Origin of the sequence: Raineyella fluvialis, from assembly GCF_009646095.1 — a bacterium.
GTDB lineage: Bacteria > Actinomycetota > Actinomycetes > Propionibacteriales > Propionibacteriaceae > Raineyella > Raineyella fluvialis.
The window spans coordinates 1,027,805-1,049,196 of the sequence record NZ_CP045725.1 but is presented as its reverse complement, the minus strand read 5'-3'; the positions used below and the strand labels follow the sequence as shown (position 1 = coordinate 1,049,196).

General features: G+C 70.9%; 24 protein-coding genes and 2 pseudogenes. 17 read left to right on the top strand and 9 right to left on the bottom strand.

The window, feature by feature from the left end; all coding sequences use genetic code 11:
- Window positions 1-14: 14 nt before the first annotated feature.
- Window positions 15-224: pseudogene (locus Rai3103_RS18960) on the bottom strand (acylphosphatase); the annotation flags it as partial.
- A gap of 91 nt (window positions 225-315) precedes the next feature.
- Here Rai3103_RS18960 and hypB point away from each other — a divergent pair.
- The 5 genes from hypB (at window position 316) to Rai3103_RS04830 (ending at window position 6,500) form a co-directional block, all read left to right on the top strand.
- Window positions 316-1,608 carry a hydrogenase nickel incorporation protein HypB gene (gene hypB, locus Rai3103_RS18410; protein WP_153571632.1) on the top strand — a complete coding sequence of 431 codons (1,293 nt, stop codon included), beginning with the start codon at window positions 316-318 and terminating at the stop codon, window positions 1,606-1,608.
- A 133-nt stretch (window positions 1,609-1,741) separates the two neighbouring features.
- On the top strand, window positions 1,742-2,968 hold the full coding sequence (locus Rai3103_RS04845) for a hydrogenase small subunit (protein WP_153571631.1): 1,227 nt from the start codon (window positions 1,742-1,744) through the stop codon (window positions 2,966-2,968).
- A gap of 3 nt (window positions 2,969-2,971) precedes the next feature.
- A complete protein-coding gene (locus Rai3103_RS04840; protein WP_153571630.1) occupies window positions 2,972-4,711 on the top strand; it encodes a nickel-dependent hydrogenase large subunit in 1,740 nt (579 codons plus the stop codon).
- The gene (cybH, locus tag Rai3103_RS04835) at window positions 4,708-5,964 is read left to right on the top strand and encodes a Ni/Fe-hydrogenase, b-type cytochrome subunit (protein WP_228489173.1); all 1,257 of its coding nucleotides are present in this window, start codon (window positions 4,708-4,710) and stop codon (window positions 5,962-5,964) included. Before Rai3103_RS04840 ends, cybH begins: the two co-directional genes overlap by 4 nt.
- A complete protein-coding gene (locus Rai3103_RS04830) occupies window positions 5,961-6,500 on the top strand; it encodes a hydrogenase maturation protease (RefSeq protein WP_153571629.1) in 540 nt (179 codons plus the stop codon). The genes cybH and Rai3103_RS04830 overlap by 4 nt, the downstream gene beginning before the upstream one ends.
- On the opposite strand, the gene Rai3103_RS04825 is transcribed toward Rai3103_RS04830, so the two are convergent.
- Complete coding sequence (locus Rai3103_RS04825) at window positions 6,430-6,873, bottom strand: hydrogenase maturation nickel metallochaperone HypA/HybF (protein ID WP_153571628.1); 444 nt, start codon at window positions 6,871-6,873, stop codon at window positions 6,430-6,432. The genes Rai3103_RS04830 and Rai3103_RS04825 overlap by 71 nt on opposite strands.
- Before the next feature lie 38 nt (window positions 6,874-6,911).
- Between Rai3103_RS04825 and Rai3103_RS04820 the strand changes: the two genes are divergently transcribed.
- From Rai3103_RS04820 to Rai3103_RS04810, 3 genes are all read left to right on the top strand, one after another.
- Window positions 6,912-7,712 (top strand): nickel-dependent hydrogenase large subunit, encoded by an 801-nt coding sequence (locus Rai3103_RS04820; RefSeq protein ID WP_194793275.1) that lies wholly within the window; start codon window positions 6,912-6,914, stop codon window positions 7,710-7,712.
- An 89-nt stretch (window positions 7,713-7,801) separates the two neighbouring features.
- On the top strand, window positions 7,802-8,206 hold the full coding sequence (locus Rai3103_RS04815; RefSeq protein ID WP_153571626.1) for a hypothetical protein: 405 nt from the start codon (window positions 7,802-7,804) through the stop codon (window positions 8,204-8,206).
- A 7-nt stretch (window positions 8,207-8,213) separates the two neighbouring features.
- A complete protein-coding gene (locus tag Rai3103_RS04810; RefSeq protein ID WP_239022388.1) occupies window positions 8,214-8,525 on the top strand; it encodes a HypC/HybG/HupF family hydrogenase formation chaperone in 312 nt (103 codons plus the stop codon).
- On the opposite strand, the gene ade is transcribed toward Rai3103_RS04810, so the two are convergent.
- From ade to Rai3103_RS04795, 3 genes are all read right to left on the bottom strand, one after another.
- A complete protein-coding gene (gene ade, locus Rai3103_RS04805; RefSeq protein WP_153571624.1) occupies window positions 8,451-10,142 on the bottom strand; it encodes an adenine deaminase in 1,692 nt (563 codons plus the stop codon). The two genes, Rai3103_RS04810 and ade, sit on opposite strands and share 75 nt — an antisense overlap.
- A complete protein-coding gene (locus Rai3103_RS04800) occupies window positions 10,135-10,830 on the bottom strand; it encodes an NAD-dependent deacylase (RefSeq protein ID WP_153571623.1) in 696 nt (231 codons plus the stop codon). The genes ade and Rai3103_RS04800 overlap by 8 nt, the downstream gene beginning before the upstream one ends.
- Window positions 10,831-10,987: 157 nt before the next feature.
- On the bottom strand, window positions 10,988-11,551 hold the full coding sequence (locus tag Rai3103_RS04795; protein WP_153571622.1) for a hypothetical protein: 564 nt from the start codon (window positions 11,549-11,551) through the stop codon (window positions 10,988-10,990).
- An 89-nt stretch (window positions 11,552-11,640) separates the two neighbouring features.
- Here Rai3103_RS04795 and Rai3103_RS18405 point away from each other — a divergent pair, with 89 nt between their 5' ends.
- The 3 genes from Rai3103_RS18405 to Rai3103_RS04780 are packed head-to-tail and all read left to right on the top strand — an operon-like array spanning window position 11,641 to window position 14,156.
- On the top strand, window positions 11,641-12,375 hold the full coding sequence (locus Rai3103_RS18405) for a hypothetical protein (RefSeq protein ID WP_194793274.1): 735 nt from the start codon (window positions 11,641-11,643) through the stop codon (window positions 12,373-12,375).
- Window positions 12,372-13,838 carry a ribbon-helix-helix domain-containing protein gene (locus tag Rai3103_RS18400; protein WP_277872999.1) on the top strand — a complete coding sequence of 489 codons (1,467 nt, stop codon included), beginning with the start codon at window positions 12,372-12,374 and terminating at the stop codon, window positions 13,836-13,838. Before Rai3103_RS18405 ends, Rai3103_RS18400 begins: the two co-directional genes overlap by 4 nt.
- Window positions 13,839-13,841: 3 nt before the next feature.
- Complete coding sequence (locus tag Rai3103_RS04780; RefSeq protein ID WP_153571621.1) at window positions 13,842-14,156, top strand: type II toxin-antitoxin system PemK/MazF family toxin; 315 nt, start codon at window positions 13,842-13,844, stop codon at window positions 14,154-14,156.
- A gap of 31 nt (window positions 14,157-14,187) precedes the next feature.
- Here the strand turns inward: Rai3103_RS04780 and Rai3103_RS04775 are convergent, their stop codons facing one another.
- The 4 genes from Rai3103_RS04775 to Rai3103_RS04760 form a co-directional block, all read right to left on the bottom strand.
- Window positions 14,188-14,802 carry a cation diffusion facilitator family transporter gene (locus Rai3103_RS04775; RefSeq protein WP_153571620.1) on the bottom strand — a complete coding sequence of 205 codons (615 nt, stop codon included), beginning with the start codon at window positions 14,800-14,802 and terminating at the stop codon, window positions 14,188-14,190.
- A gap of 519 nt (window positions 14,803-15,321) precedes the next feature.
- On the bottom strand, window positions 15,322-15,729 hold the full coding sequence (locus Rai3103_RS04770; protein ID WP_153571619.1) for a VOC family protein: 408 nt from the start codon (window positions 15,727-15,729) through the stop codon (window positions 15,322-15,324).
- A gap of 99 nt (window positions 15,730-15,828) precedes the next feature.
- On the bottom strand, window positions 15,829-17,142 hold the full coding sequence (locus Rai3103_RS04765; protein WP_153571618.1) for a YibE/F family protein: 1,314 nt from the start codon (window positions 17,140-17,142) through the stop codon (window positions 15,829-15,831).
- Between the two features lie 109 nt (window positions 17,143-17,251).
- Window positions 17,252-17,749, bottom strand: a complete 498-nt coding sequence (locus Rai3103_RS04760; protein ID WP_153571617.1) for a low molecular weight protein-tyrosine-phosphatase — start codon at window positions 17,747-17,749, stop codon at window positions 17,252-17,254.
- A 46-nt stretch (window positions 17,750-17,795) separates the two neighbouring features.
- Here Rai3103_RS04760 and Rai3103_RS18395 point away from each other — a divergent pair.
- From Rai3103_RS18395 to Rai3103_RS04735, 6 genes and pseudogenes are all read left to right on the top strand, one after another.
- Window positions 17,796-18,026: pseudogene (locus Rai3103_RS18395) on the top strand (bifunctional adenosylcobinamide kinase/adenosylcobinamide-phosphate guanylyltransferase); the annotation flags it as partial.
- Between the two features lie 143 nt (window positions 18,027-18,169).
- Window positions 18,170-18,331, top strand: coding sequence for a bifunctional adenosylcobinamide kinase/adenosylcobinamide-phosphate guanylyltransferase (locus Rai3103_RS18390; protein ID WP_277872998.1), 162 nt, complete (start codon window positions 18,170-18,172; stop codon window positions 18,329-18,331).
- Window positions 18,328-19,089: a precorrin-6A/cobalt-precorrin-6A reductase gene (locus tag Rai3103_RS04750; RefSeq protein ID WP_153571616.1), complete on the top strand. Its 762-nt coding sequence runs from the start codon at window positions 18,328-18,330 to the stop codon at window positions 19,087-19,089. Before Rai3103_RS18390 ends, Rai3103_RS04750 begins: the two co-directional genes overlap by 4 nt.
- A 53-nt stretch (window positions 19,090-19,142) precedes the next feature.
- On the top strand, window positions 19,143-20,441 hold the full coding sequence (locus Rai3103_RS18385) for a DUF2207 domain-containing protein (RefSeq protein WP_194793273.1): 1,299 nt from the start codon (window positions 19,143-19,145) through the stop codon (window positions 20,439-20,441).
- On the top strand, window positions 20,441-21,067 hold the full coding sequence (locus tag Rai3103_RS18380) for a DUF2207 family protein (protein ID WP_422396035.1): 627 nt from the start codon (window positions 20,441-20,443) through the stop codon (window positions 21,065-21,067). Before Rai3103_RS18385 ends, Rai3103_RS18380 begins: the two co-directional genes overlap by 1 nt.
- Before the next feature lie 79 nt (window positions 21,068-21,146).
- Complete coding sequence (locus Rai3103_RS04735; RefSeq protein ID WP_153571613.1) at window positions 21,147-21,389, top strand: hypothetical protein; 243 nt, start codon at window positions 21,147-21,149, stop codon at window positions 21,387-21,389.
- The last annotated feature ends 3 nt before the right edge of the window (window positions 21,390-21,392 follow it).

The following is a 21,392-nucleotide window of genomic DNA, read 5'->3' as shown; positions in this document are numbered from 1 at the left end:
GTGACGTCGATCACCCGGGCCAGCGGTGGCAGCGTGGCGAGCAGATCGGCCAGGAAGTCGTCGAGCTCGCCCGGGCGGCCCTGCGTCTCCACGAACACCTGCAGGTCGTCGTTCCCGCACAGCCCGGTGACCGCATGCCGGGCGGCCACCACCGCGACGTGGGGCCGGAATCCGACGCCCTGCACGACCCCGCGGAGCAGGATCTCCTGGCGAACCGTGGTCATCACACCCTCCTCGACGCTGCGCCACCCTACTGCCGGCTGCGGCCCGACCGGGCACGACCCCGGCCGGGCCGCGGGTGCGAGACTGGATCCCATGCATGAGGTCTCCCTGTGCCGCCAACTGGCGGCCGCCGTCGCGCGGGCCACGGGAGGCCGTGAGGTCGAGACCGTGTACGTGGACGTGGGCCAGCTCCGCCAGGTCGTGCCGGCGGCGATGGGGTTCGCCTGGACGTTCGTGGTGAAGGGCACGGCACTGGAAGACGCCAGCCTGGAGATGCGCACGCTGCCGGCCGAGCTCGCCTGCCGTGCCTGCGGGGCGAGCAGCCGACTGGGGTCCGACCTCGGCTTCGACTGCCGCGCCTGCGGGTCACCGGAGACGGTGCTGACCAGCGGCGAGCAGTTCGTCCTCACCGCCGTCGACGTCCGCACCCCGCCCCCACCGACGACCGTACGGCCCGGTGCGAGACTGACCCGGGGAAAGGAGATCGCGATGGGGCGCTTCCACCGACATGACGACGGCACGGTCCACGTCCACGAGCACGACGACGAGGGCCATGGGCACGAGCAGGACGAGCACGGGCATGACGAGCACGGGCATGGCGAGCACGGGCCGGGGACGCACAGCCACGACGGACTGCCGCGGACGGGGTCCGCGGAGCTCGACCAGCTGATCGGTGACCATTCCGGCTATGGCACCGGCCGGGAGCGGATCGAGATCCTCGAGGACATCTACGCCGAGAACGATCGGCTGGCCGCCGCCAATCGGCGGGCCCTCGACGCTGCCGGTGTCCGCGCCGTGAACCTGATGAGCTCCCCCGGCGCGGGCAAGACCACGCTGCTCGCCAGGACCCTGGCCGCGCTCGAGGGCCGGCTGCGCGTCGGAGTGGTCGAGGGAGACATCGAGACCCCGTTGGACGCCGAACGGCTGGCGGGGTACGGCGCGAAGATCTCGCTGCTCAACACCGGTGACGGGTTCGGTGGCGAGTGTCACCTTGATGCCCCGATGGTGGCGACGGCCCTGCGCGGGCTGGACCTGAGCTCTCTCGACCTGGTGATCATCGAGAACGTCGGCAACCTGGTCTGCCCGGCCGAGTTCGATGTCGGCGAGCACCGCAAGGCGATGGTCTTCTCCATCACGGAAGGGGAGGACAAGCCGCTGAAGTACCCGGTGATGTTCCGCGCCGTCGAGGCGGTCGTGCTCAACAAGATGGACCTCGCCCCCTACCTCGACTTCGACCGGGCCCTGTTCCTGCGCAACCTTCGAGCCGTCAACCCCGACGCCGTCGTGATCGAGGCCTCGGCGCGCACCGGGGCGGGGGTCGACGCCTGGATCGACTGGGTGACGCAGGACTCACGGGCCCTCGACCGGATCACGCCGCACGGCTGAGCCGTATCGTCCACTACACGTCCCGTACATCGCTACTCTGAGCAGGTTCAGTGCAGACTCGCCGCGTATCGGGGCGTGACGCAGCCTGCTGCCGAGGCGTGCGCTTCCGCGCGTGTGAGGAGATGGCAGGGGTATGACGTACCAACCGGAGGGCTGGCGGGAGCCGACGCTCGCCGAGAACCTCGCGAGAGCCGGGGTCGAGCGGCGGGACTTCCTGAAGTTCTGTGGCGGTCTGGCGGCGATCTTCGCGATGGGAGGCGCAGCCTCCGCCGCGGGCGCACCTCCCGCCACCGCCGAGGAGATCGCCGGGAAACTGGGCGCGGTCACCAAGCCGAACGTGGTCTGGCTGCAGCTTCAGGAGTGCACCGGCTGCATGGAGAGCACGCTGCGATCCGGTGGCACCACCATCGAGGAAGTCGTCCTCAGCCTCCTGTCGGTCAACTACAACGAACTGGTGATGGCGGCCTCGGGCGAGGCGGCCAACAAGGCACTCGACGAGACGAACGCCAAGGACCATCTGCTGGTCGTGAACGGATCCGTGCCGCTCAACGAGAACGGCGTCTACTGCACGATCGGGGGGAAGTCCGCCGAGCAGGTGCTCCGGGAGTCCGCCCAACACGCCACCGCGATCCTGGCCGTCGGCGCCTGCGCCGTCTGGGGGTCGGTGCAGGCCTCGAAGCCCAACCCGACCGGGGCCGTCGGCGTCGACCAGATCATCAAGGACAAGCCCGTCATCAACGTCTCCGGTTGCCCCCCGATCGGAGAGGTGATCACCGCCACCGTGGCGTACGTCCTCAGTCATGACGGGGCCCTGCCGAAGACCGACGCGGAGGGCCGCCCGCTCTTCGCCTACGACCAGCGGATCCACGACTCATGCCCCCGCCGACCGCACTTCGACGCCGGCCAGTACGTCCGTACGTTCGACGATGCCGGTGCCCGCTCTGGGTGGTGCCTCTACGAGGTGGGGTGCAAGGGCCCGAGCACCTTCAGCCCGTGCCCGGTCTTCCAGTGGAACCTGCACACCAGTTGGCCGATCGGTGCCGGACACCCCTGCCTCGGCTGCACCGAGAAGCAGTTCTTCGACCGGTTCACCCCCTTCTACCAGGTGCTCCCCGACGTCACGGGCCTCGGTATCGAGTCGACGGCGGAGAAGATCGGTTGGGGTCTGGTCGGCGCCACCGTCGCCGGAGTCGGCGTCCACGCCGGCCTCACCGGCGTGCGCCACGCTGCCGCTCGTCGGTCGGCCGCCGATGCGGGCCCGATGCAGGCCTTCGGCGACAGCGAGCGGGAGTGGCGGTCGGAGTCCTCCTCGCCGGGGCCGGATGACGCGGCCACGGACGGTTCGGAGAAGGCGGAGTAGGCGATGGCACAGCGAGTCGTGATCGACCCCCTCACCCGGATCGAGGGGCACCTGCGGATCGAACTGGAGACCGGCAACCACAAGATCGACAAGGCGTGGAGCGAGACCACCCAGTTCCGTGGCATCGAGACCATCGTCGCCGGGCGAGACCCGCGCGACGCGTGGGCCTTCGTGCAGCGGATCTGCGGGGTGTGCACCTCGGTGCACGCGGTCGCGTCGATCGTCGCGGTGGAGAACGCCATCGGCTCGAATCCGCCGACGCAGGCCCGGCTGATCCGCGACATGGTCCTGGCGTCCCAGAACATCCAGGACCACGTCATCCACTTCTACCACCTGCACGCGCTCGACTGGGTGAACGTGCCCTCCGCGGCGACCGCCGACCCGCAGAAGGCGGTGGACTTCGCCAAGGCGATCGGGTCCACCTGGAAGGGCAACACCGTCGCCCGGATGACGGAGGTGCGCGACACCGTCAAGGGCATCCTCGACTCCGGCCAGCTCACCATCTTCACCGGCGGCTACTGGAACCACCCGGACTACCGGCTGCCACCCGAGGCCAACCTGATGGCCGTCGCGCACTACCTGGATGCCCTCCAGTTCCAGCGCTCCATGATCCGCATCGGCACGGTCTTCGGCGGCAAGAACCCGCACCCCAACTTCCTCGTCGGGGGCATGGCCTGCACGATCGACCCGAGCCACTCCGAGTCGATCAACCAGGTGCAGATCGACCAGATCAGGCAATGGATCGCCGAGTCGGCCGAGTTCGTCAACGACTGCTACCTCCCCGACGCCACCGCGATCATGGGCGTCTACAAGGACTATTTCGACATCGGCGCCGCGCAGCCGAACTACCTGGCCGTCGGTCTGGCCGGAGCCACCTACGCCGGTGACCCTGCCGCTTCCCGGCTCACCTCGGCCTTCACCGCGGTGAAGCCGGGGGCGATCTACGACGGTGACCTTGGCACCGTCCATCCCTTCGACCCGACCCGGATCGCCGAATGGGTGAGTTCGGCCTGGTACACCTACCAGGACGGCGACGTCGGTCTGACCCCCGACAAGGGTGAGACCACCCCGCACTACACCGGCCCCCAGCCCCCGTACGACTGGGTCGCCGATCACCCCCAGTACACCTGGAGCAAGGCTCCGCGGTACGACGGTCGGGTGGTCCAGGTCGGGCCGGTGGCGCGGGTGATGCTCGCGTACGCGCAGGGGCACCCGGCGACGAAGGCACTGGTCGATGCCGCCACCAAGAAACTCGGCATCACCGTCGGCCAGCTCAACTCGACCGCCGGCCGGACCCTGGCCCGTGCCCTGGAGTGCTCGGTGCTGGCCGACATCCTCGCCCGGACCACCTTCCCGACGTTCGTGAAGAACCTCAAGGGCGGCGACATCGACGTCTTCGACCCGTCGAAGTGGGAGCCGTCGTCGTGGCCGGCGAGCAGTTCCGGCTTCTCCCTGGTCGAGGTGCCGCGAGGTTTCCTGAGTCACTGGGTGAGCGTCGAGAAGGGGAAGGTGGCGCGCTACCAGGCCGTCGTCCCCACCACGTGGCTGGCTGGCGGCCGCGACGCCCAGGGCAGACAGGGACCGTACGAGGAGTCGCTGGCCGGCAAGGGCCAGCACCCGCTGGCTGATCCCTCCCAGCCGCTCGAGCCGCTGCGGACGATCCACTCCTTCGACCCGTGCATGTCATGCGCTGTGCACGTGATGGACCCGGAGGGAGCCGAACTGCAGGTGGCGACGTCATGAGCGTCTCCGCCGACTCCTCCTCCGCATCCGCGCCCTCGGTGCCCACCACGCCTCGTGCCGAGCCGCGGATGTGGGTCGGATCGGCCTTCAGCCTGGAACACCTGAGCGAGGCGCGCGTGCTGGCCCTGGCCGCACTGGCGCCGAGGGGCAGCACCGACCCGGTGGACCGGGCACTCGGGCGCGCCCTGCGGTCGGAGCGTCCCGACATCCGGCTGCCCGAGGTCGAGCCCGCCGACGTCGATCCCGCCCGGGTGGACCGCCGCTACAGCCTGACCCGGGCGCGAGATTTTCCGCTCTCCGCCGGCTCCAGCGCCGATGTGATGGTGATGCGGGGACGGATGACCGACGTGCTGCGCCAGGTCAGCAACGGCCCGGAGGAGAAGTCGGTCGCCAGGCGTAACGCCGCGGTCGCCCTGCGGCGTGGCTGCCGGACCCTTGCCGTGGCGGTGGCGCCGATCGGCCCCGACGGCGTCCCCGGGAAGTACCGGCTGGAGGGGTACGTCACCGTACGACCCGACGCGGCGGCACTGGAGGGCGGGACGATGGCCGCCCACCCGGGCAACTGGGTGCGGGTGAACGTGTGGACGGGCTCCCTGCGACTCCAGCACTGGATCAACGTCGCCATGGTGTTCATCCTCAGCTGCACCGGCTACTTCATCATGGATCCGTTCTTCGGCCCCGCCGCACCGAACGGGACCCCGACCGGCTTCCTGATGGGGTGGATGCGGCTCATCCACTTCGGGGCCGCGTTCGTCTGGCTCGTCGTCGGCGCGACCCGCGTGGTGCTGGCCTTCATCTCCCGCGACCCTTATCTGCGCTGGTCCGCGTTCTGGCCACTGAAGAAGAAGGAGGACGTCCGCAACCTCGGTCGGGTCGTCCAGCACTACGCCTTGATCAAGAAGGAGGGGCCCCTCTATCTGGCCCACAATCCGCTGCAGCAACTGACCTATACCGCGGTCTACGTCGCCTGCGCCGTCCAGATGGCCACGGGCCTGACCCTGTTCGGCCTGTACAACCAGGGCAACGCGTTGTGGCGGGTCGCGGCATTGCCGGTCCACTGGTTCGGCGTGCCCGGGGTCCGGCTGTTCCACACCGCGATGATGTTCCTGCTGTGGGTCTTCGTGATCATCCACGTCTACCTGGCGGTGCGGGCCGACTCCCTGGAGCGCCACGGCGGCCTGTCGTCGATGATCAACGGTGGCGTGTGGCTGCGACGCGGCGCCAAGCCGGTCGACGCCCCGGAGGTCGAATGATCCCGGCCGGTGCAGGGGCGATCGGCGCGACCGTCGTGCTCGGCGTCGGCAACCCGATCATGGGTGACGACGGTGTCGGCTTGGCCCTGCTGGACGCGCTGCGCGAGGCGCGCGGTGGCGGGACGAGCGACGCCGAGTCGGGCGGAGTGCGGGTCGAGTACGTCGACGGGGGCACCGGCGGCATGTCGCTGCTCCCGCTGGTCGAGGAGGCCGATCGGCTGCTCGTCCTCGACGCGGTGGCCGGCCCGGTGCCCGGCACCGTCGTGCACCTGGCCGGTGACCAGGTGCCGCGGATGCTGTCCACGAAGTTGTCGCCCCACCAGGTGGGGCTGCTGGACGTGTTCGCGGCGGCCCGGCTGCTCGGCCGGGAGCCGTCGATCGTCGAGGTGATCGGTGTCGTCCCGGAGTCGGTGGACCTGAGACTCGGACTCAGCCCGGCTGTCGCCGCGGCCGTCCCCGAGGCGGTCAGGTGGGCCGAGCGCCTCCTGGACCAGTGGCTGCCGGCCGGGCTCGGGGCGCAGAGCCATGATGGCTGAGGGTCGCGGATCCGGGCTCGTCGGGGTCGATGTCGAGATCCGCCCAGGTCACCTCGAACTCCCGGCCGTGCGTCAGGGTGCCGGTCGGCGTGCCACACACCGGGCAGGTCAGGGCGAAGAACTCGTCGATCGGCTGGTCGGTCGCACAGCGCGGGCACCACACCGTGGCGGGGACGACTTCCAGCTCCAGCCTGGCTCCCTCGGCGACGGTGTCGGCGACGGCGATCGGCCAGGCGCCCTCGAGGGCTTCGGGGACCGTGCCGCTCAGCGTTCCGACGCGCAGCCCCACCGCCTGCACCCCGATGGCCCCGGCCCGCGCGGCGGCGGCACTGACCGCATCGGCCACGGAGCGCAGCAGTCCCAGTTCGTGCACCGGCCTATCCTCCCACCGACCCGGAAGGGGTGTCAGGCGTGACGCAACGGTGGGTGCTCGACGAGATCGTCGACCCGTACGGCGCGAAGGTCGTCGTGGACCGGGCCCCCGACGGGACGGTGCGTGAGGCCAGGTTCGACCTCGCCGGGCTGCCGCGGATCGACGCGCTGCTCACCGGCCAGCAGGTCGCCGAGGTGCCCTCCCTCGTGGAGCGGCTCTGCGGGGTCTGTCCCGCCGCCCACCACCTGGCGGGGATCCGGGCGCTCGAATCCCTCGCCGGCGGCGTCGATCTGCCCGCGGCCGCCGTCGCCTCGCGCCGCCTCCTGCACCACGCCTCCGCGATCGCCTCCCATGCCGTGCGGGCCGTCGGGACCGATCGGGAGGGTGCGGTGACGCTGCGCCGATTCGCCAAGGCCGTGATGACCGCGGTCGGCTCGCCCGGGCATTTTCCCGTCACCGCGGTGCCGGGAGGGGTCGCCTCCCGGGTCGGCGTCGAGGACCGCGGACGCTGCCTCGAGCTGCTGCCCGCTGCCCTGTCGGCCGCCGGCCGGATCGCGGAGCGTACGCTGCCCGTCCCCGGCCCCACCGACGCCTTCCGCGGTGCCGATGTTGCCCTGGTGGATGACCAGGGTCGGCCCGACCTGCTCGGCTCCCGGCTGAGGGCCGTGTCGGCCGACGGAGAGGTGCTCGTTGCCGCCGCCGGGACGAGCGGGTGGGACGGTCTGGTCGCCGAATCGGCGCCGGGCCAGCCCGCCCCCGGCCCTACCTCGTCGCCCTGGGACCGCGGCGGGGCGCCTACCGCGTCGGGCCGGTCGCGCAACTGCGCATCGGGACCCTGACCACGCCGCGGGCCGCCGAGCTGCAGGAGCTCTGGTCACGTCGGAGTGGTCATGCCGCCGGGGCCAGGACGGTCGTCACCGTCCACTCGGTGGAGGTGATCGCCGCCCTGCTCGCTCGCCCCGACCTGTTCGACGGACCGCTCCGCACCGACCTGCCGTCCACGGCAGCGGAGGGGGAGGGGGTCGGCATCGGCTGGGTCGACGGTCCGCGGGGCCTGCTCGTGCACCGCTACCGGGCGGCGAGCGACGGCCGGGTAGCGGCCGCCGTCGTGTTGACCCCGACGGCGCAGAACGAGTACTGGTTGTCGCACCTGCTGCGGCAGGCCGTCGGGGCGGGGACCGGCGCCAGCTCCCGCGCCGACCTCGGCCTGGAGGACGCCATCCGCGAGGCGGACCCGTGTCTGCCCTGCTCGTCGGCTCCCGCCGGTGCGATGGGACTGGTGGTCGAGGAGACCACCAGCGTCGTACGTCACGATCCGGCAGGAGGTCGTTAGCGTGTGCGTGTCCGTACCCTCGAAGATCGTCAGGATCACCCCGGGCGTCCTGCCGATGGCCGATGTCCGGGTCGGGGAGCGAGAGGTGGCCTGCTGCCTGGCGTACGTTCCGGAGGCAGAGGTCGGTGACTTCGTGCTGGTGCAGAACGGCTTCGCGATCGAGCTCCTCGACCCCGCATCGGCCGCGCAGTCGCTGAGCGCCTTCGCCGAACTGGGGCTCATCGACGCCTCGGCCGACAGCATGTCAGCCGGGCTGGACGACCTCCGTGAAGGCGAACCGCTCCCCGTCGAACAGGCCACGGTCGCTCACCTTCAGTGACGGGACGACCAGCAGGCCCATGAACGACAACGTCCCGAACGGCGCCTGTAGGGGCGAGCCGAGGCCCGTCCGGACCCGGCTGAGCAGGCCCTGGTAGGACCGGGCGACCTCCTCGGCAGGCCGATCGCTCATCAGCCCAGCGATCGGCAGCGGTAGCACCTCGACGGTCTCGTCGTCGGCGACCGCGAATCCCCCGCGGTGCTCGATCACAGCGTTGACCGCCCGGGCGAGCGACGCGGCGTCGGTCCCCACCCCGATCACGTTGTGGGAGTCGTGGGCCACGCTGGACGCGATCGCGCCACGGACGAACCCGAAGCCGCGGATGAACGCGACGGCCGGCGGCGCCGGACGATAGCGATTGACGACGGTGATCAGCAGGACGTCGTCGGCCGGGTCGGGCTGCACGATCCCGTCCCGCACGGGCAGGTCGACGAGCACCGAGCCGGTCAGCAGGTCGCCGTCGGTGACGGTGATGACACGGCACCCGACGCTGCCCGCTGCTGCGGGACCGGGCACGGCCAGGTCCTGGGGCCGTACGGGAGCCGCGGCGAACGCGTTCAGCGGCTCCGCGGTCAGGCGGGGGAGCAGGCTCGTCCCGTCCTCGGCGGCCCGCCGGCCGTCGATCCACGTCCGCCGCACCCGGAAGTCCCGCAGGTCGTCGAGCAGCACCGCGGTGAACGGGTCGCCGAGGCGCAGCCGGCCGAGGTCCAGACCGTAGTGGTCCTGGGGGGTGAGGCAGGCGGCCGCGAGGACGGTGAAGACGTCATGTCCGTACGCCACCGCGCGCGCCACCAGCCGGTCGATCTGGCCGTGCATCAGTTCGCTGGGGTGGAGGTCGTCGCTGCACAGCATGATCCGGCCCGGATGGCTGTCGAGCAGCGGGTGCAGGGCCTCGAAGTTGCGGGCGGCGGACCCCTCACGGATGAGGATCAGCATGCCGGCCGCGACCTTGTCCTCAGCCTCCTCCAGCGTCGCGCACTCGTGGTCGGTGCTGATGCCGGCCTCGGCGTACGCGCGGGCCTGGTCGCCGAGCACCCCCGGCGCGTGCCCGTCGACCGGGTACCCCCGCCGCAGCGCCGCGTCGATCTTCGCCCCCACGGCCGCGTCCCCGGAGAGGACGCCGGGGAAGTCCATCATCTCCGACAGGTAGCCGACGTCCGGCAGGGCGAGCAGCGCGTCGACCTCCTCGGGGCCGATGCGCGCGCCGGCGGTCTCGAAGGTGGTGGCGGGGACACAGCTCGGTGCCCCGAAGAGCACCCGGAACGGGGTGGCCGCAGCGTTGTCGATCATCCACCGGACGCCGTCGACGCCGAGGACGTTCGCGATCTCGTGCGGATCGGACACGCTCGCCACGGTCCCGTGCCGTACGGCCATCCGGGCGAACTCGGTCGGGGCCAGCAGGCTGCTCTCGATGTGGACGTGCGCATCCACGAAGCCGGGGATCAGATAGCCGAACCCGGCCGTCTCCGGTCCGAGCTCGGTGATGGCCGTGATCACCCCGGCCGACCACTCGACGTCGGCCAGCCGGATCCGCCGGCCCTCGATGTCGACCACGTTGGCCCGTACGGACCCCGATCCGTCACGCCCTGATCCTTCACGCCCTGATCCTTCACGCATGGGACCCCATGATGTCATCGACCCATTCGGGGACCACCACAGTGGCCCGCCCCTCCCGGATCTCGTCGAACGGTAGCGGGGCGTCGGTCGCCCAGAGATTGAGCTCGATCGTACGGGCGCCGAAGGCCTTCGCCATCGCGGCGTACCCGGCGGCCGGGTAGACCACGCCGGACGTGCCGACCGCCGCGAACACGTCGCAGGCCACCACCGCCTCCTCGATCACGTCGAGGTCGTACGGCATCTCGCCGAACCAGACGACGTCGGGCCGCAGCATCCGCTGTCCGCACAGGGGACACGGCGGGCGGTCGACCAGGTCGCCGTCCCACCACGGGCGCTCCCCGCAGTGCAGGCAGCGGGCACGCCGCAGTTCCCCGTGCATGTGCACGAGGTGGTGGGTGCCCGCGCGCTCGTGGAGGTCGTCGATGTTCTGCGTCACCACGAGTAGGTCGTCACCGATGGCCTGTTCGAGCCGGGCCAGCGCCTGATGGGCTGCGTTGGGGGCGACGGACGCGACGGCCCGCCGCCGGGCGTCGTAGAACCGTTGCACGGTCTCGGGATCCAGCTCGAACGCCTCGGGCGTCGCGACGTCCTCCACCCGGTGCCCCTCCCACAGACCTCCAGCACCCCGGAAGGTCGCCAAGCCACTCTCCTCAGAGATGCCCGCCCCGGTCAGCACCACGATCCGCATAGGTCGATTCTGGCTTCTCGCGGGAGCGCATGGCGCCGTACGGGCCCTGTTTCTGTGGCGTAGGACACAGCTGGCTTCGGGCAGGCGTCGTGGCGCACCGCCGTGCCGGTCATCAACGGTGCGGATGTCCGTGACAGCACGTCGGCTGTGCATGACGTCACAGCCTGTACCCGCTCGACAGAAGGTGGGATCCGTGGTCCTCGACAGTCCGGCACCACCGCCGCGGTGGGCGGCTCGGTCCGCGACATCCCCCGGGCACGGGCTGACGGACCGTGAGGTCGCCGCCTTCCTGCAACGGGCCCGCCGCCTCGGTCACGACCCCGAAGCCTTGCTCGCTGGCGCTCCCGTCGAGACCCGCCAGGTGATGGCCACCCTCGAGCGGCTCCGTGGACTGAGTTGCGCCGACCCTGCTGAGCGCAGAGCCCGACAGGAGGTCTTCTTCCACCGGGCCATCGCGATGCGCAGCCGCCTCGGCCAGGGCGTCCACGATCGATGTGAGGCGTACGCTTTCGCCGATGGGACGGTCGACGAGGCCGACCTCGCGCGCCTGGCGGGGCGGCTTCCGTTCCCCGTAAGGCTGCTCAGCGTGCTGCACCGCCGCGTCCCGGCAGGCGAGGTCTGGGACCTCACGGCAGCGGGAGAGGAGTTCGGCCTCGACGAGCGTGACGACCTCGTCAATGTCGTCAATGTCGGCGAGCTCGTCGTCGAACCCGGCGCCCACGTGATCGTCCGGGGAATCTCCTCTTCTTCTCCTGTCAGCACCTCGCGTGTCCTGATGCTCCCGCCGACGACCGCGATTACCAGTTCGGCGTGCTGCCCACCCCGGGCTCGGTCGACCGGCGCTCCGGCCCCACGAACGGCCAGCCGGGACGTCCCGGACTGGAGGGGGCCGCCGGGATCGATGGGGTCAGACCCGCCGGACGACCGACGATGATCGGCTACGTCCTCTCCGAGCCGCCCGACCTGCGGATGGACGGCGCGGACGGGAGCCCTGGTGCGGCGGGTGAGGCGGGCAGTCCTGGCCGCACCGGCGGTGCGACAAAGATCGCCGAGGTCACGATCGGCCGTCTCAGCGGCACGCTGCTGCTCCTCGCCGCGGGCGGGGCGGGCGGCAGTGGCGGGGCAGGCGGCGACGGCGGGGATGGCGGCGACGGGGGAACGGGTACTCCCGCCCTGCGTACGCCGACGGGCGTCCTCGGACCGGGGCGGCAAGGTGCGGGCGGTCACGGCGGGGACGGCGGTGCAGGGGGCAAGGGCGGCAACGGTGGGATCAGCTCGAATGTGTTCATCTCGTTGCCGCCGGCGTCGGCGGGGCAGCTCCGGGTCATCACGGTGTCGGGCGAGGGCGGTCGGGGAGGCGTCGGCGGTCAGGGAGGCAGGGGCGGCCGGAGCGGAGCCCCGGTGACCGGCGTCCGGCCCGAGGACGTGGAGTCGCCCCGTGCCGCCCCCGGGTGCGCTGGTCCGGACGGGCGCAACGGGCTGCGCCGGCCCGGTCCTGCGGTGTTCGTCAACGGAAGACGCGTAGAAGGAGAGACCAGGTCATGAGCATCGACGACATCCCAGAGGAGGCCGACGCACTCCGTTCGCGAGGCGCCGACCCGGAGACCCGCATCGCCGTCCTCCGGGACGCGAGCGAGCTCCGCGACCTGCTCGACATCGGCCTGAGCCCGGGGCAACGTGGCGAGCACGCCGACGCCCTGCTCGACGGCCTCGCTCGACCCGAGGAGGGATCCGCGGTCCGGTTGGTGCACAGCCTGGTCCGGCATGTCGTGGGCAGCCAGGATCTCCCTACGGACGACGAAGCGTCGCTCGCTCCGGCGTTCCCCCTCACGGCCCACGTCCTCGCCCAGGATCCCGCCGAGCCGTCCAAGCGGGTGGACTCCGTCTGGGACGTGTCGACGCCCAATGGGGAAATGAAGGTGATCGATCTCCCCAACGGCCTCGAACTCGTCGACGGCGGGTGCATCGTCGCCCGGGCCACGCCGCTGCAGTTCACCTGCTCGTCCCTGACCCGGAGCGGCAGGCCGCCTGCGGGATATGCCGGCGACTTCAACATCCTCGGGCGGAAGGGTGATCCGGTGCCGACCCCCGCGGCCCCACCGGCGCCCGGCCAGGCGCCATCCGGTGCGGCCGGCCAGTGCCTGCCCGGGAGCGTAGCGGGTGATGCCGGTGGTCCCGGAGTCCCGGGGGCGGCCGGGACGAAGGGGACCAACGGGACCCGCGGCGTCGATGGCATCCCCAGTTGCATTGCCACGATCTCGATCACGAACGCCATCACACTGTCGGGCGTCCCGTCCCTCCTCGTCGCCACGCAGTCGGGACCGGGGGGCGACGGCGGCGACGGAGGCCCGGGCGGCCCCGGCCAGCAGGGTGGAAACGGAGGGCAGGGGGCGACCTGCGACTGCACCGGCAACGGGGGCGGCGATGCCGGCCCCGGCGGTGCGGGCGGTGTGGGTGGCGACGGCGGTGACGGTGGGAACGGTGTCGCCAGCGACGGCAACATCACCGTCTATCTGCCCGCCGGTGTGAACACCGGCATCGTCCAGCCTCTGCCGATCACTGCGCCGCCCGGCAACGGCGGGAGACCGGCCGGGCGCCAGCGAGGGGGCTCCTGCGCAGGTCATCCCGCTCAACCGTTGACGGCGTGGACCTGTGCGCTGGAACTCACTGCCGATGCGGGACTCACCCCCACGGCGAACACCGCCGAGCCCGGCAGTGCCTCCGCGGATGGTCAGTGCATCCCATTCTGGGATGAGGAACGGTATGCTAGTCGCATGTCCGTTCAGATCGCCATCCGCCTGCCGGACGACATGGTCGCCTTTCTCGATCAATCCGTGGCAGCAGGGAACGCGCCCAGCCGGGCTGCTCTGGTCGCACGTGCCCTCGAGAGGGAGATGCGCAGGCAGGCCGCCGAGCGGGACGCCGCCATCCTGCGCGCCAAGGGCCCGGCCGATGACCTGGACGACCTCGTCACGTGGGCGGCCTCGCACTCCGCCGTTGAGGAGTAGCGGGTGCGAGAGATCTGTCTGGCGCGGCTGGACAAGACTCGACCGGTTGTCGTCCTGACCCGAGACGCCGCCCGCTCCGCCATGACCAAGGTGACCGTCGCACCCATCACCTCCACCATCAAGGGGCTGTCGAGTGAGGTGCCCGTGGGGCCGGAGAACGGATTGGATCACGACGGGGCGATATCGCTCGACAACGTGGTCACCATCCCGGTCGCCCTGTTGGGACGCACCGTCGGATTCCTCACCGAGGTCCAGGAAGCCGGGCTGGCGCGGGCCGTGGTTCTGGCGTACGACCTTGACCTGCCCCTGTTGGACTGATCCGCGCTCGCGCGGAGATCACGTCCGGCTCCTAGTCCTCGTCCGGCACGTACGCCTCGCCCGAGCGGAGTGCCTTCACGACGTCAGTCAGCAGTCGCACCGCCGAAATGGCCACGATGACCGAGACCAGGCATGCGGCGGCCGCGTCGAGCCAGAACCAGCGGTGGGCGATTGCGATGACGGCGCCGACAACCGCGACGACGGCCGCTGCTGCGCCATCCGCTAGCGTGTCCAGAAGGATCGAACGCATGTGCAGGTCCTCGCTGCCGGCGTCCGCGCCCAGGATCGCCGCGGCGCTGAACATCACCAGGGCGGCGATCGCCGACGTGATCAGGACCGGCAAGCCATGGACCTCCGGGCTGCCATGGGCCAGTCGTACGAGTGCGGCCACCGTGACCCAGACCGACAGGATCACCAGCCACAGCCCGTTGATGAGGGCGACCCAGGTCGTGGCGTTCTCGTTCTTGTGCCGGTCGCGGAGGTAGATCGCCAGCAACCCCAGGCCCAGTGCCGCCGAATCGGCGAAGAAGTCGCCGCCTTCGGACACCAGGGCGAGCGAGTGGGCCGCGAGACCGGCGACCACCAGTCCTCCGATCATGGCGATGTTCAGCAGGAGGACGAGGGTGACGCGACGGGCCTGACTCACCCGAAGACCCTAGCCCAGGCCACAGCTCCGATTTGTTCGGCAACCGAGTAAGCGAGACTGATCCGGCTACTCCCGGGGGGCGCGTTCGACGCGCTGATGGTGTGGGCGCGGGCGTCGGGGGCCGGACGTGCCGAGCTGATGGCCACGGAGGCGGGTCGACGACTGTACGAAGGGGCCGGTTTCGTCGGCCAGGAATGTCTGGCGATGCGGGCATCTCTGCGGTAGTGGCCGTCTGCGCGGCCAGCAGTGGAGGTGAGTTGATGCTCAGCCCGCGCGAGGCGACCGAGCGCAGACCTTCTGCCGAAGCACGCGACCGGTCGCATCGGGAAGGACGAGGCCGAACAGCCCGACAGCCCGGTCTTACACATGTGTGATTCTCCACAGTGGGGATAACCCCTGTGGATAACTACATCCGTGTAACTCGCTCGCGATGTCCGGATGCGCACGACGCCCCGCCGATCCAGCGGCGCTGGACTCGACGGGGCATCGCCAGCACCGGGTGCCGAGGTTCGCGGGCCGTCAGTCCTCCTGGCCGATGTCGACCATCCAGTTCAGGCCGTAGCGATCGGTGCAGGCGCCGTAGAGGTCGCCCCACATCTGCTCCTCCAGGGGCATAGTGACCTTTCCGCCTTCGCAGAGCTTCTCGAACCAGCCCCTCAGCCGGTCCTCGTCCGCCTTCGGGCCGGCGAGGCTCAGCGAGATCGAGCTGCCCTCCTGGTGCGGCATCCCGGGCGGGGTGTCCGACGCCATCAGGTCGAAGCCGTCACCCTTCAGGGTGCTGTGCATGATCCCGTCGGCGGGACCGCCTTCGAACCCGAAGTCGCCGTACGTCGAGAACGTCAGCTCGCCGCCGAAGACGGAGTGGTAGAACTCCATGGCTTCCCGGGCCTGGCCGTGGAAGGAGAGATAGGGGGTGGGCAATGACATGGGCATGCTCCTCCGGAGTCGATGCGTCGGGAGTGACGCGTACGTCCAGCCTAGGAACCCGCCTCCCTCGGGGGAAGCCCGCAGAGGAGCCGTTGCGACTCAGTCTGAAAAGGAGCCCGCAGGTCGTGGGTGGTAGTCGTCCACGTCGACGAGTTCGTCACTGGTGTTCGGGGCCGCGAGCCGCGTCGCGTCGATCTCGTCGGTGGAGTCGGACTTGCGGCTGACCAGCAGGGCGCCGATCACCGTGGTGAGCGGCATCGACAACGCCAGGCCGATGGCGCCGACGAGCGTTCGCAGGATCTCCACCGCGAACTGTTCGGTCATGATCGTCGAGTAGAGCGGCCGGTCGTACATCGCCAGCAGGAGCAGCACCGACATGCTCGTACCCACCGTCGCGAAGACGATGGTGTAGACCGTGGAGGCGACGTGGTCGCGGCCGATCCGCATCGCCTGCCGATAGATCTGCCCGGCGGACTTGCCGGGGTCGTCGGCCAGTTCCCAGACGGCCGAGGCCTGGGTGATCGTGACGTCGTTGAGGCCACCGAGGGCGGCGATGATCATGCCGGAGAGCACCACGGCGGTGAGCTTCATGTCCGGGGCGGCAGAGCCGAGGGTGTAGTCCTCCTCCGTCGCCACACCGGTGAGGTGGGCCCAGTTCAGCGCCGCGTACGACAGCACGGCGCTCAACCCCAGCCCGAACAGTGTGCCCAGCAAGGCCGTCGTCGTCCGGGTGTTGAAGCCGTGGGTGAGATAGAGCGCGACGAACATGATCGCCGAGGCGCCGACCAGCGTGACCATGATGGCGTTCGAACCGGCGATCAGGGCGGGGAAGACGAAGGCGATCATGATGAAGCCCGCCCAGACCAGCCCGAGCACCGACATCAGCCCGCGCCGGCGCCCGACCGCGACCGTCACCAGCAGGAACAGCACGGCGAAGAAGATCACCGGTGCCGTCCGGGCGAAGTCGGCGAACTGGTAGTTCGCCTGCCCGTTGATGGTCGGCACCCGGTAGACGACCACCCGCTGGCCCGGTCGGATCCCGGACCGGTAGACCGGTGCCGTGACGTTCACCTGGACGTCCTTGCCGGTGTCCTCACCGTCGAGCAGTTTCACCGTGAGGGCGGCACAGACCTGTGCCGACGCGGACGTGGAGCCCTCGAGCCCGGCACAGCTGATCTCGTTGACCGCCTGCACCTCACCCTTGGGCATCGTCAGGCCGGCGACGGAGAACTGTGCGACGTCCTTCTGGATGTGGGCGCTGAGGTTGGTCGGCCAGAGCAGCACCAGCCCCACCAGCGTCCAGATCGCCAGCGGGACCAGGATGACGATGAGGATCTGGGAGGCGCGACGTTGCCGGAGCCGACCCTCGAGGGTCGTCGGCTCGGCGGATGCGTGGGCATGAGAGTGGGACACGATGGTGCCTGGTCTCCCTCGTGATGCGGGCAGGACGGCACCACGCTACCGCGCCGTCGCGTACGTCGGCCACGGAACGAGACCCGGCGGGCCCTCCGGTGCGGCCCGTTCAGGACCGCGGACCGCCCCCCAGCCGCCGCCCCAGGTCGGTCAGGAACGCCGGCATCGCCGCCTCCAGCACCGACAGCGTGTCCTCGAAATCGGCCGCCGCCCCGTACCAGGGGTCGGGCAGCGGGCTGCCCGCACGGGCTCCCGGAACGTACGAGGTCAGCAGCACGGCACGATCGGGGGAGAGGTCGATCCCGCGCCGTTCGAGCGCGGTGAGGTGGCGGCGCTCGGCGGCCACGATCAGGTCGGCCCGCCGCGCCTCGGCCTCGGTGATCCGGTGCGCGACATGCGCTGTGTGCCCGTCGTAGCCGCGCCCGGTCAGTGCCGCCCGGGCTCGCGGGTCCATCGGGTTGCCCTCTTCCTCGGCGCTCGCGCCGGCGCTGGTCACCCGGACCAGTCCCGCCCACGGCGTGTCGCGTACGTGTGACAGGGCCACCCGCTCACCCATCGGTGAGCGGCAGATGTTGCCCAGGCACAGGAAGACGACGTCCAGACCCATGGTTCCCTCCTCGTTCGGCGCGGCGACCGGCCTCTAGACTGTCCGCGTGCCGCGCACTGTCGTCACCGGGGGTGTCCGGTCCGGGAAGTCCACCTACGCCGAGAGCCTACTGTCCGGCGAACCGGCCGTGACGTACGTCGCCCCCGGCCCGGTGCCCGACCCGAGCGTCGACCCCGAGTGGGCCGCCCGGGTCGCCGCCCACCAGGCCCGCCGCCCCGACGGCTGGACCACTGTCGAGACCGCTGACGTCGCCGCGGCGGTGCGGGCCGCCCGGACGCCGGTGCTCGTCGACTGCCTCGGCACCTGGGTGACCCGTACGGTCGACGACCTGGGCACCTGGGACGTCCCCGCAAGGAATGGGTCGGCGACTTCCTCGCCCGGCTCGACGACCTGGTCGACGCCTGGGCATCCAGCGACCAGATGCTCGTCGCCGTCACCAACGAGGTCGGCTGGGGCGTCGTCCCCTCCTACCCCTCCGGCCGGGTCTTCGCCGACCTGCTCGGCCGCACCAACCAGGCGATCGCCGCCGCCAGTGACCGGCTGGTGCTGTTGGTCGCCGGACGGCCGCTGGAGCTGCCGTGACCTTCCTCGTCCTTGGGGGCACCGCCTACGCCCGCGACCTGTCCCTCCGGTTGGAGGAGTCGGGGATCCCCGTGCAGGCCGTGCTCTTCGGCGAGGAGAACATCCACCTGCCCGACTCGCCGATCGCGCTGATGTCCGGCGGATTCGACAGCCCGGAACAGGCGGCCGGCTTCCTCAGATCCCGGGGCGTACGGGGTGTCGTGGACGCCAGCCATCCGTTCGCCCCCGAGGTGACCCGGACGGCGCTCGGTGCCGCGGAGGCGGCGGGTGTGCCGTACGTCCGGCTCCTCCCGCCGGCCTGGGAGGCGCAGCGCTGGCCGAAGGCCTGGCGTTGGGTGGACGATGCGGCCGCCGCGAAGCGTACGGTCGAGCGGCTCGGTGGTAGCCGGCCCTTCCTGAGCCTCGGGCGCGATCCGCTGCGGGAGTTCATCGACTGGGACGACCGCTACGTGCTGGCCCGCGTCATCGCCCGACCGGCCTGGGAGATCCCGGCCAGTTGGGAGGTGATCCGCTCCAGCGGATTCCCGCACACGTACGCGGGGGAATTCGCCCTGCTCTCCTCGCGGCGGATCGATGTGATGGTGACCGAGGACGCCGGCGGCACCCTCGACGAGGCCAAGCTGAGGGTCGCCGAACGGTTGGGGATCTTCGTGGTGATGCTGCGCCGTCCCGCGCTGCCGCCGGGACTGCGCGTCGTCCAGAGCGTCGACGCCGCGCACGCCTGGGTGGCGCGCCATTGGCGCCCCCAGGACTACTGACGCAGCCTTCGGATCCCCGGATGCGTGCCCCTTCGGGCCCGTACCGTAGGGACATGGCACCGTCGCCCCGGTCCTCTCACCCCGTCCACTCGCTGCGGGGCATCCTCCTCGTCCTCGCGCTCCTCGCCCTCGTCGTCACCCCACCCGTGCTGGCCCCGCCGGCACCGGCCCGAGCGGCCGACACCCCGGTGATCCGCCGGATGGACATCACCGCTGTCGCCGACCGCGAGCGCGGAACGATGCACGTCACCCAGGACTTCGACATGCAGTTCTTCGGGTCCGGCAATCACGGTCCCTACGTCTACTTCGTCACACGCCAGGCCATCACCGGTGATTCCGAGCACTGGCGCGTGCTGACCGTGAGCAACGTTCGCGCCGCCAGCCCCACCGGCGCGCCGACCCAGCTGCAGAAGGACGACGCCGCCGGCACGTACAAGATCCGCGTCGGAGACCCCAATCGCACCGTCTCCGGCACCCAGCGCTACATCCTCACCTACGACCTCGCTGGCGTGGTCAACCCCGACGCCCGGGGCGGGCACGGTGACGAGATCTACTGGAACGTCCTCGGCACCGGGTGGGAGACGCCGATGGACCAGGTGAGCGTCACCCTCCAGGGCCCCGCCGACGTCACTGGCGTCGCCTGTTACGCCGGGGCCAAGGCCGACAGCGCCGCCTGCGGCTCCGCCATCGCCACCGGCAACCGCGCCGTCTTCACCCAAGCCCACCTCGACCCCAAGCAGGGGCTGACCGTGGTGGGGCAGTGGCCCGTCGGCACCTTCGTCGACGCCACCCCCACGTACGCCAAGCGCTTCTCGCCGGCCTCCACCATCGCCCCCAGCCCCGGAGCCCTCGGGCTCGGGGCTGGCACCCTGGTGCTCGGCGGCCTGCTGGCGCTGATCCTGTTCCGGCGCCGCGGCCGCGACCTGGCGTACGCCGGGCTGACCCCTGGGCTGCGCCCGGCGCCCGGGCAGGAGAGCGCCATCGGCCCGCGCCAGAAGGAGCCCGTCGCCGTCCGCTTCACCCCGCCGGAGGACGCCGCGCCGAGCGAGATCGGCACCCTCATCGACGGCCGTGCCGGTCGCAACGACGTCGTGGCCGGCATCGTCGACCTCGCCGTCCGTGGACACCTGCGCATCGACGAGATCCCCCGGAGGTCGGCGAGGACGCCGGGATGCTCGCCAAGGCGATGGCCGGCTCGAAGGGCACCTTCACCGACTGGCGGCTCGTCCGGCTCCCCTCGGACCGGACGACGCTGCCGGCTCCGCTGCGTACGCTCGAGGACGCGCTCTTCGCCAAGCACGAGGCCCCGCGCCTGCGCCACGACCTCGACACCGACATCGCCCGGATCGTGATGAAGGAGCAGAACGCCCTGCAGAAGGGCGTGGTCGCCCGCGGTTGGTACCGGATCCGTCCTGACCTGCAGAAGGCTCTGTGGATCATGACGGGTGTCCTGCTCGTCCTGCTGGGGGTCGGGCTGGGCCTCGCCCTGGGGGCCACCATCGGCTGGGGCCTGGCCGGTCTCGGACCCATCCTGCTGGGGATCCTGGTGATCGTGCTGGGCGCGTTCGCCTCGTCGCGCACCGCCGAGGGCAGCGCGATCCTGGTCCAGGCGCTGGGTTTCAAGGAGTACCTGATGACCGCAGAGGCCGACCAGATCCGGGTCGAGGAGGATCAGGACATCTTCTCCCGCTACCTGCCCTGGGCGATCGCCTTCGGGGCCGAGTCGCACTGGGTCGGCGTCTTCCGCGAGATCATCGCCAGCGGCCGGCCGGTGATGGAACCGACCTGGTACCACACCTGGGCGGGTACGTCGGTCTTCCTGGGCAACAACAGCTTCTTCGGGGCGGAGGGAGCCTTCATGGACGTCGCCTCGACCAGCGGCGTCTGGTCGGCCTCCACCGGGGCGGGCGGGATGTCCGGGATGAGCGGCGGCTCGGTGGGCGGTGGCGTCGGAGGTGGTGGTGGTGGCGGCTGGTGATCCCAGGCCGGTGATCCCAGGCCGGTGATCCCGCTCGCTCCGCCGGCCCTCGCGGGCCCTCCGCGTCCTACGATGAGGCATGTCCATCTACCGCGAGGCCGCGCAGCTGCTCGAACGGGATCTTCGGGGGGTCGTCCCCGACGGCGACGTCGCCACCGCCCGCGCGAGCGGCGACCTGCTGGTGCTGATCCAGACCTACCTGATGCTCGCCCGTGATCGCCACCTGCCGATCCGGTCCGACACCGCCGCGGCGCTGCGCGACCTCACCCCGCCGAACGGCACCCTCGCCCCGGAGGCGCTCAGTGGCCTCGAGCTCAACTGACTC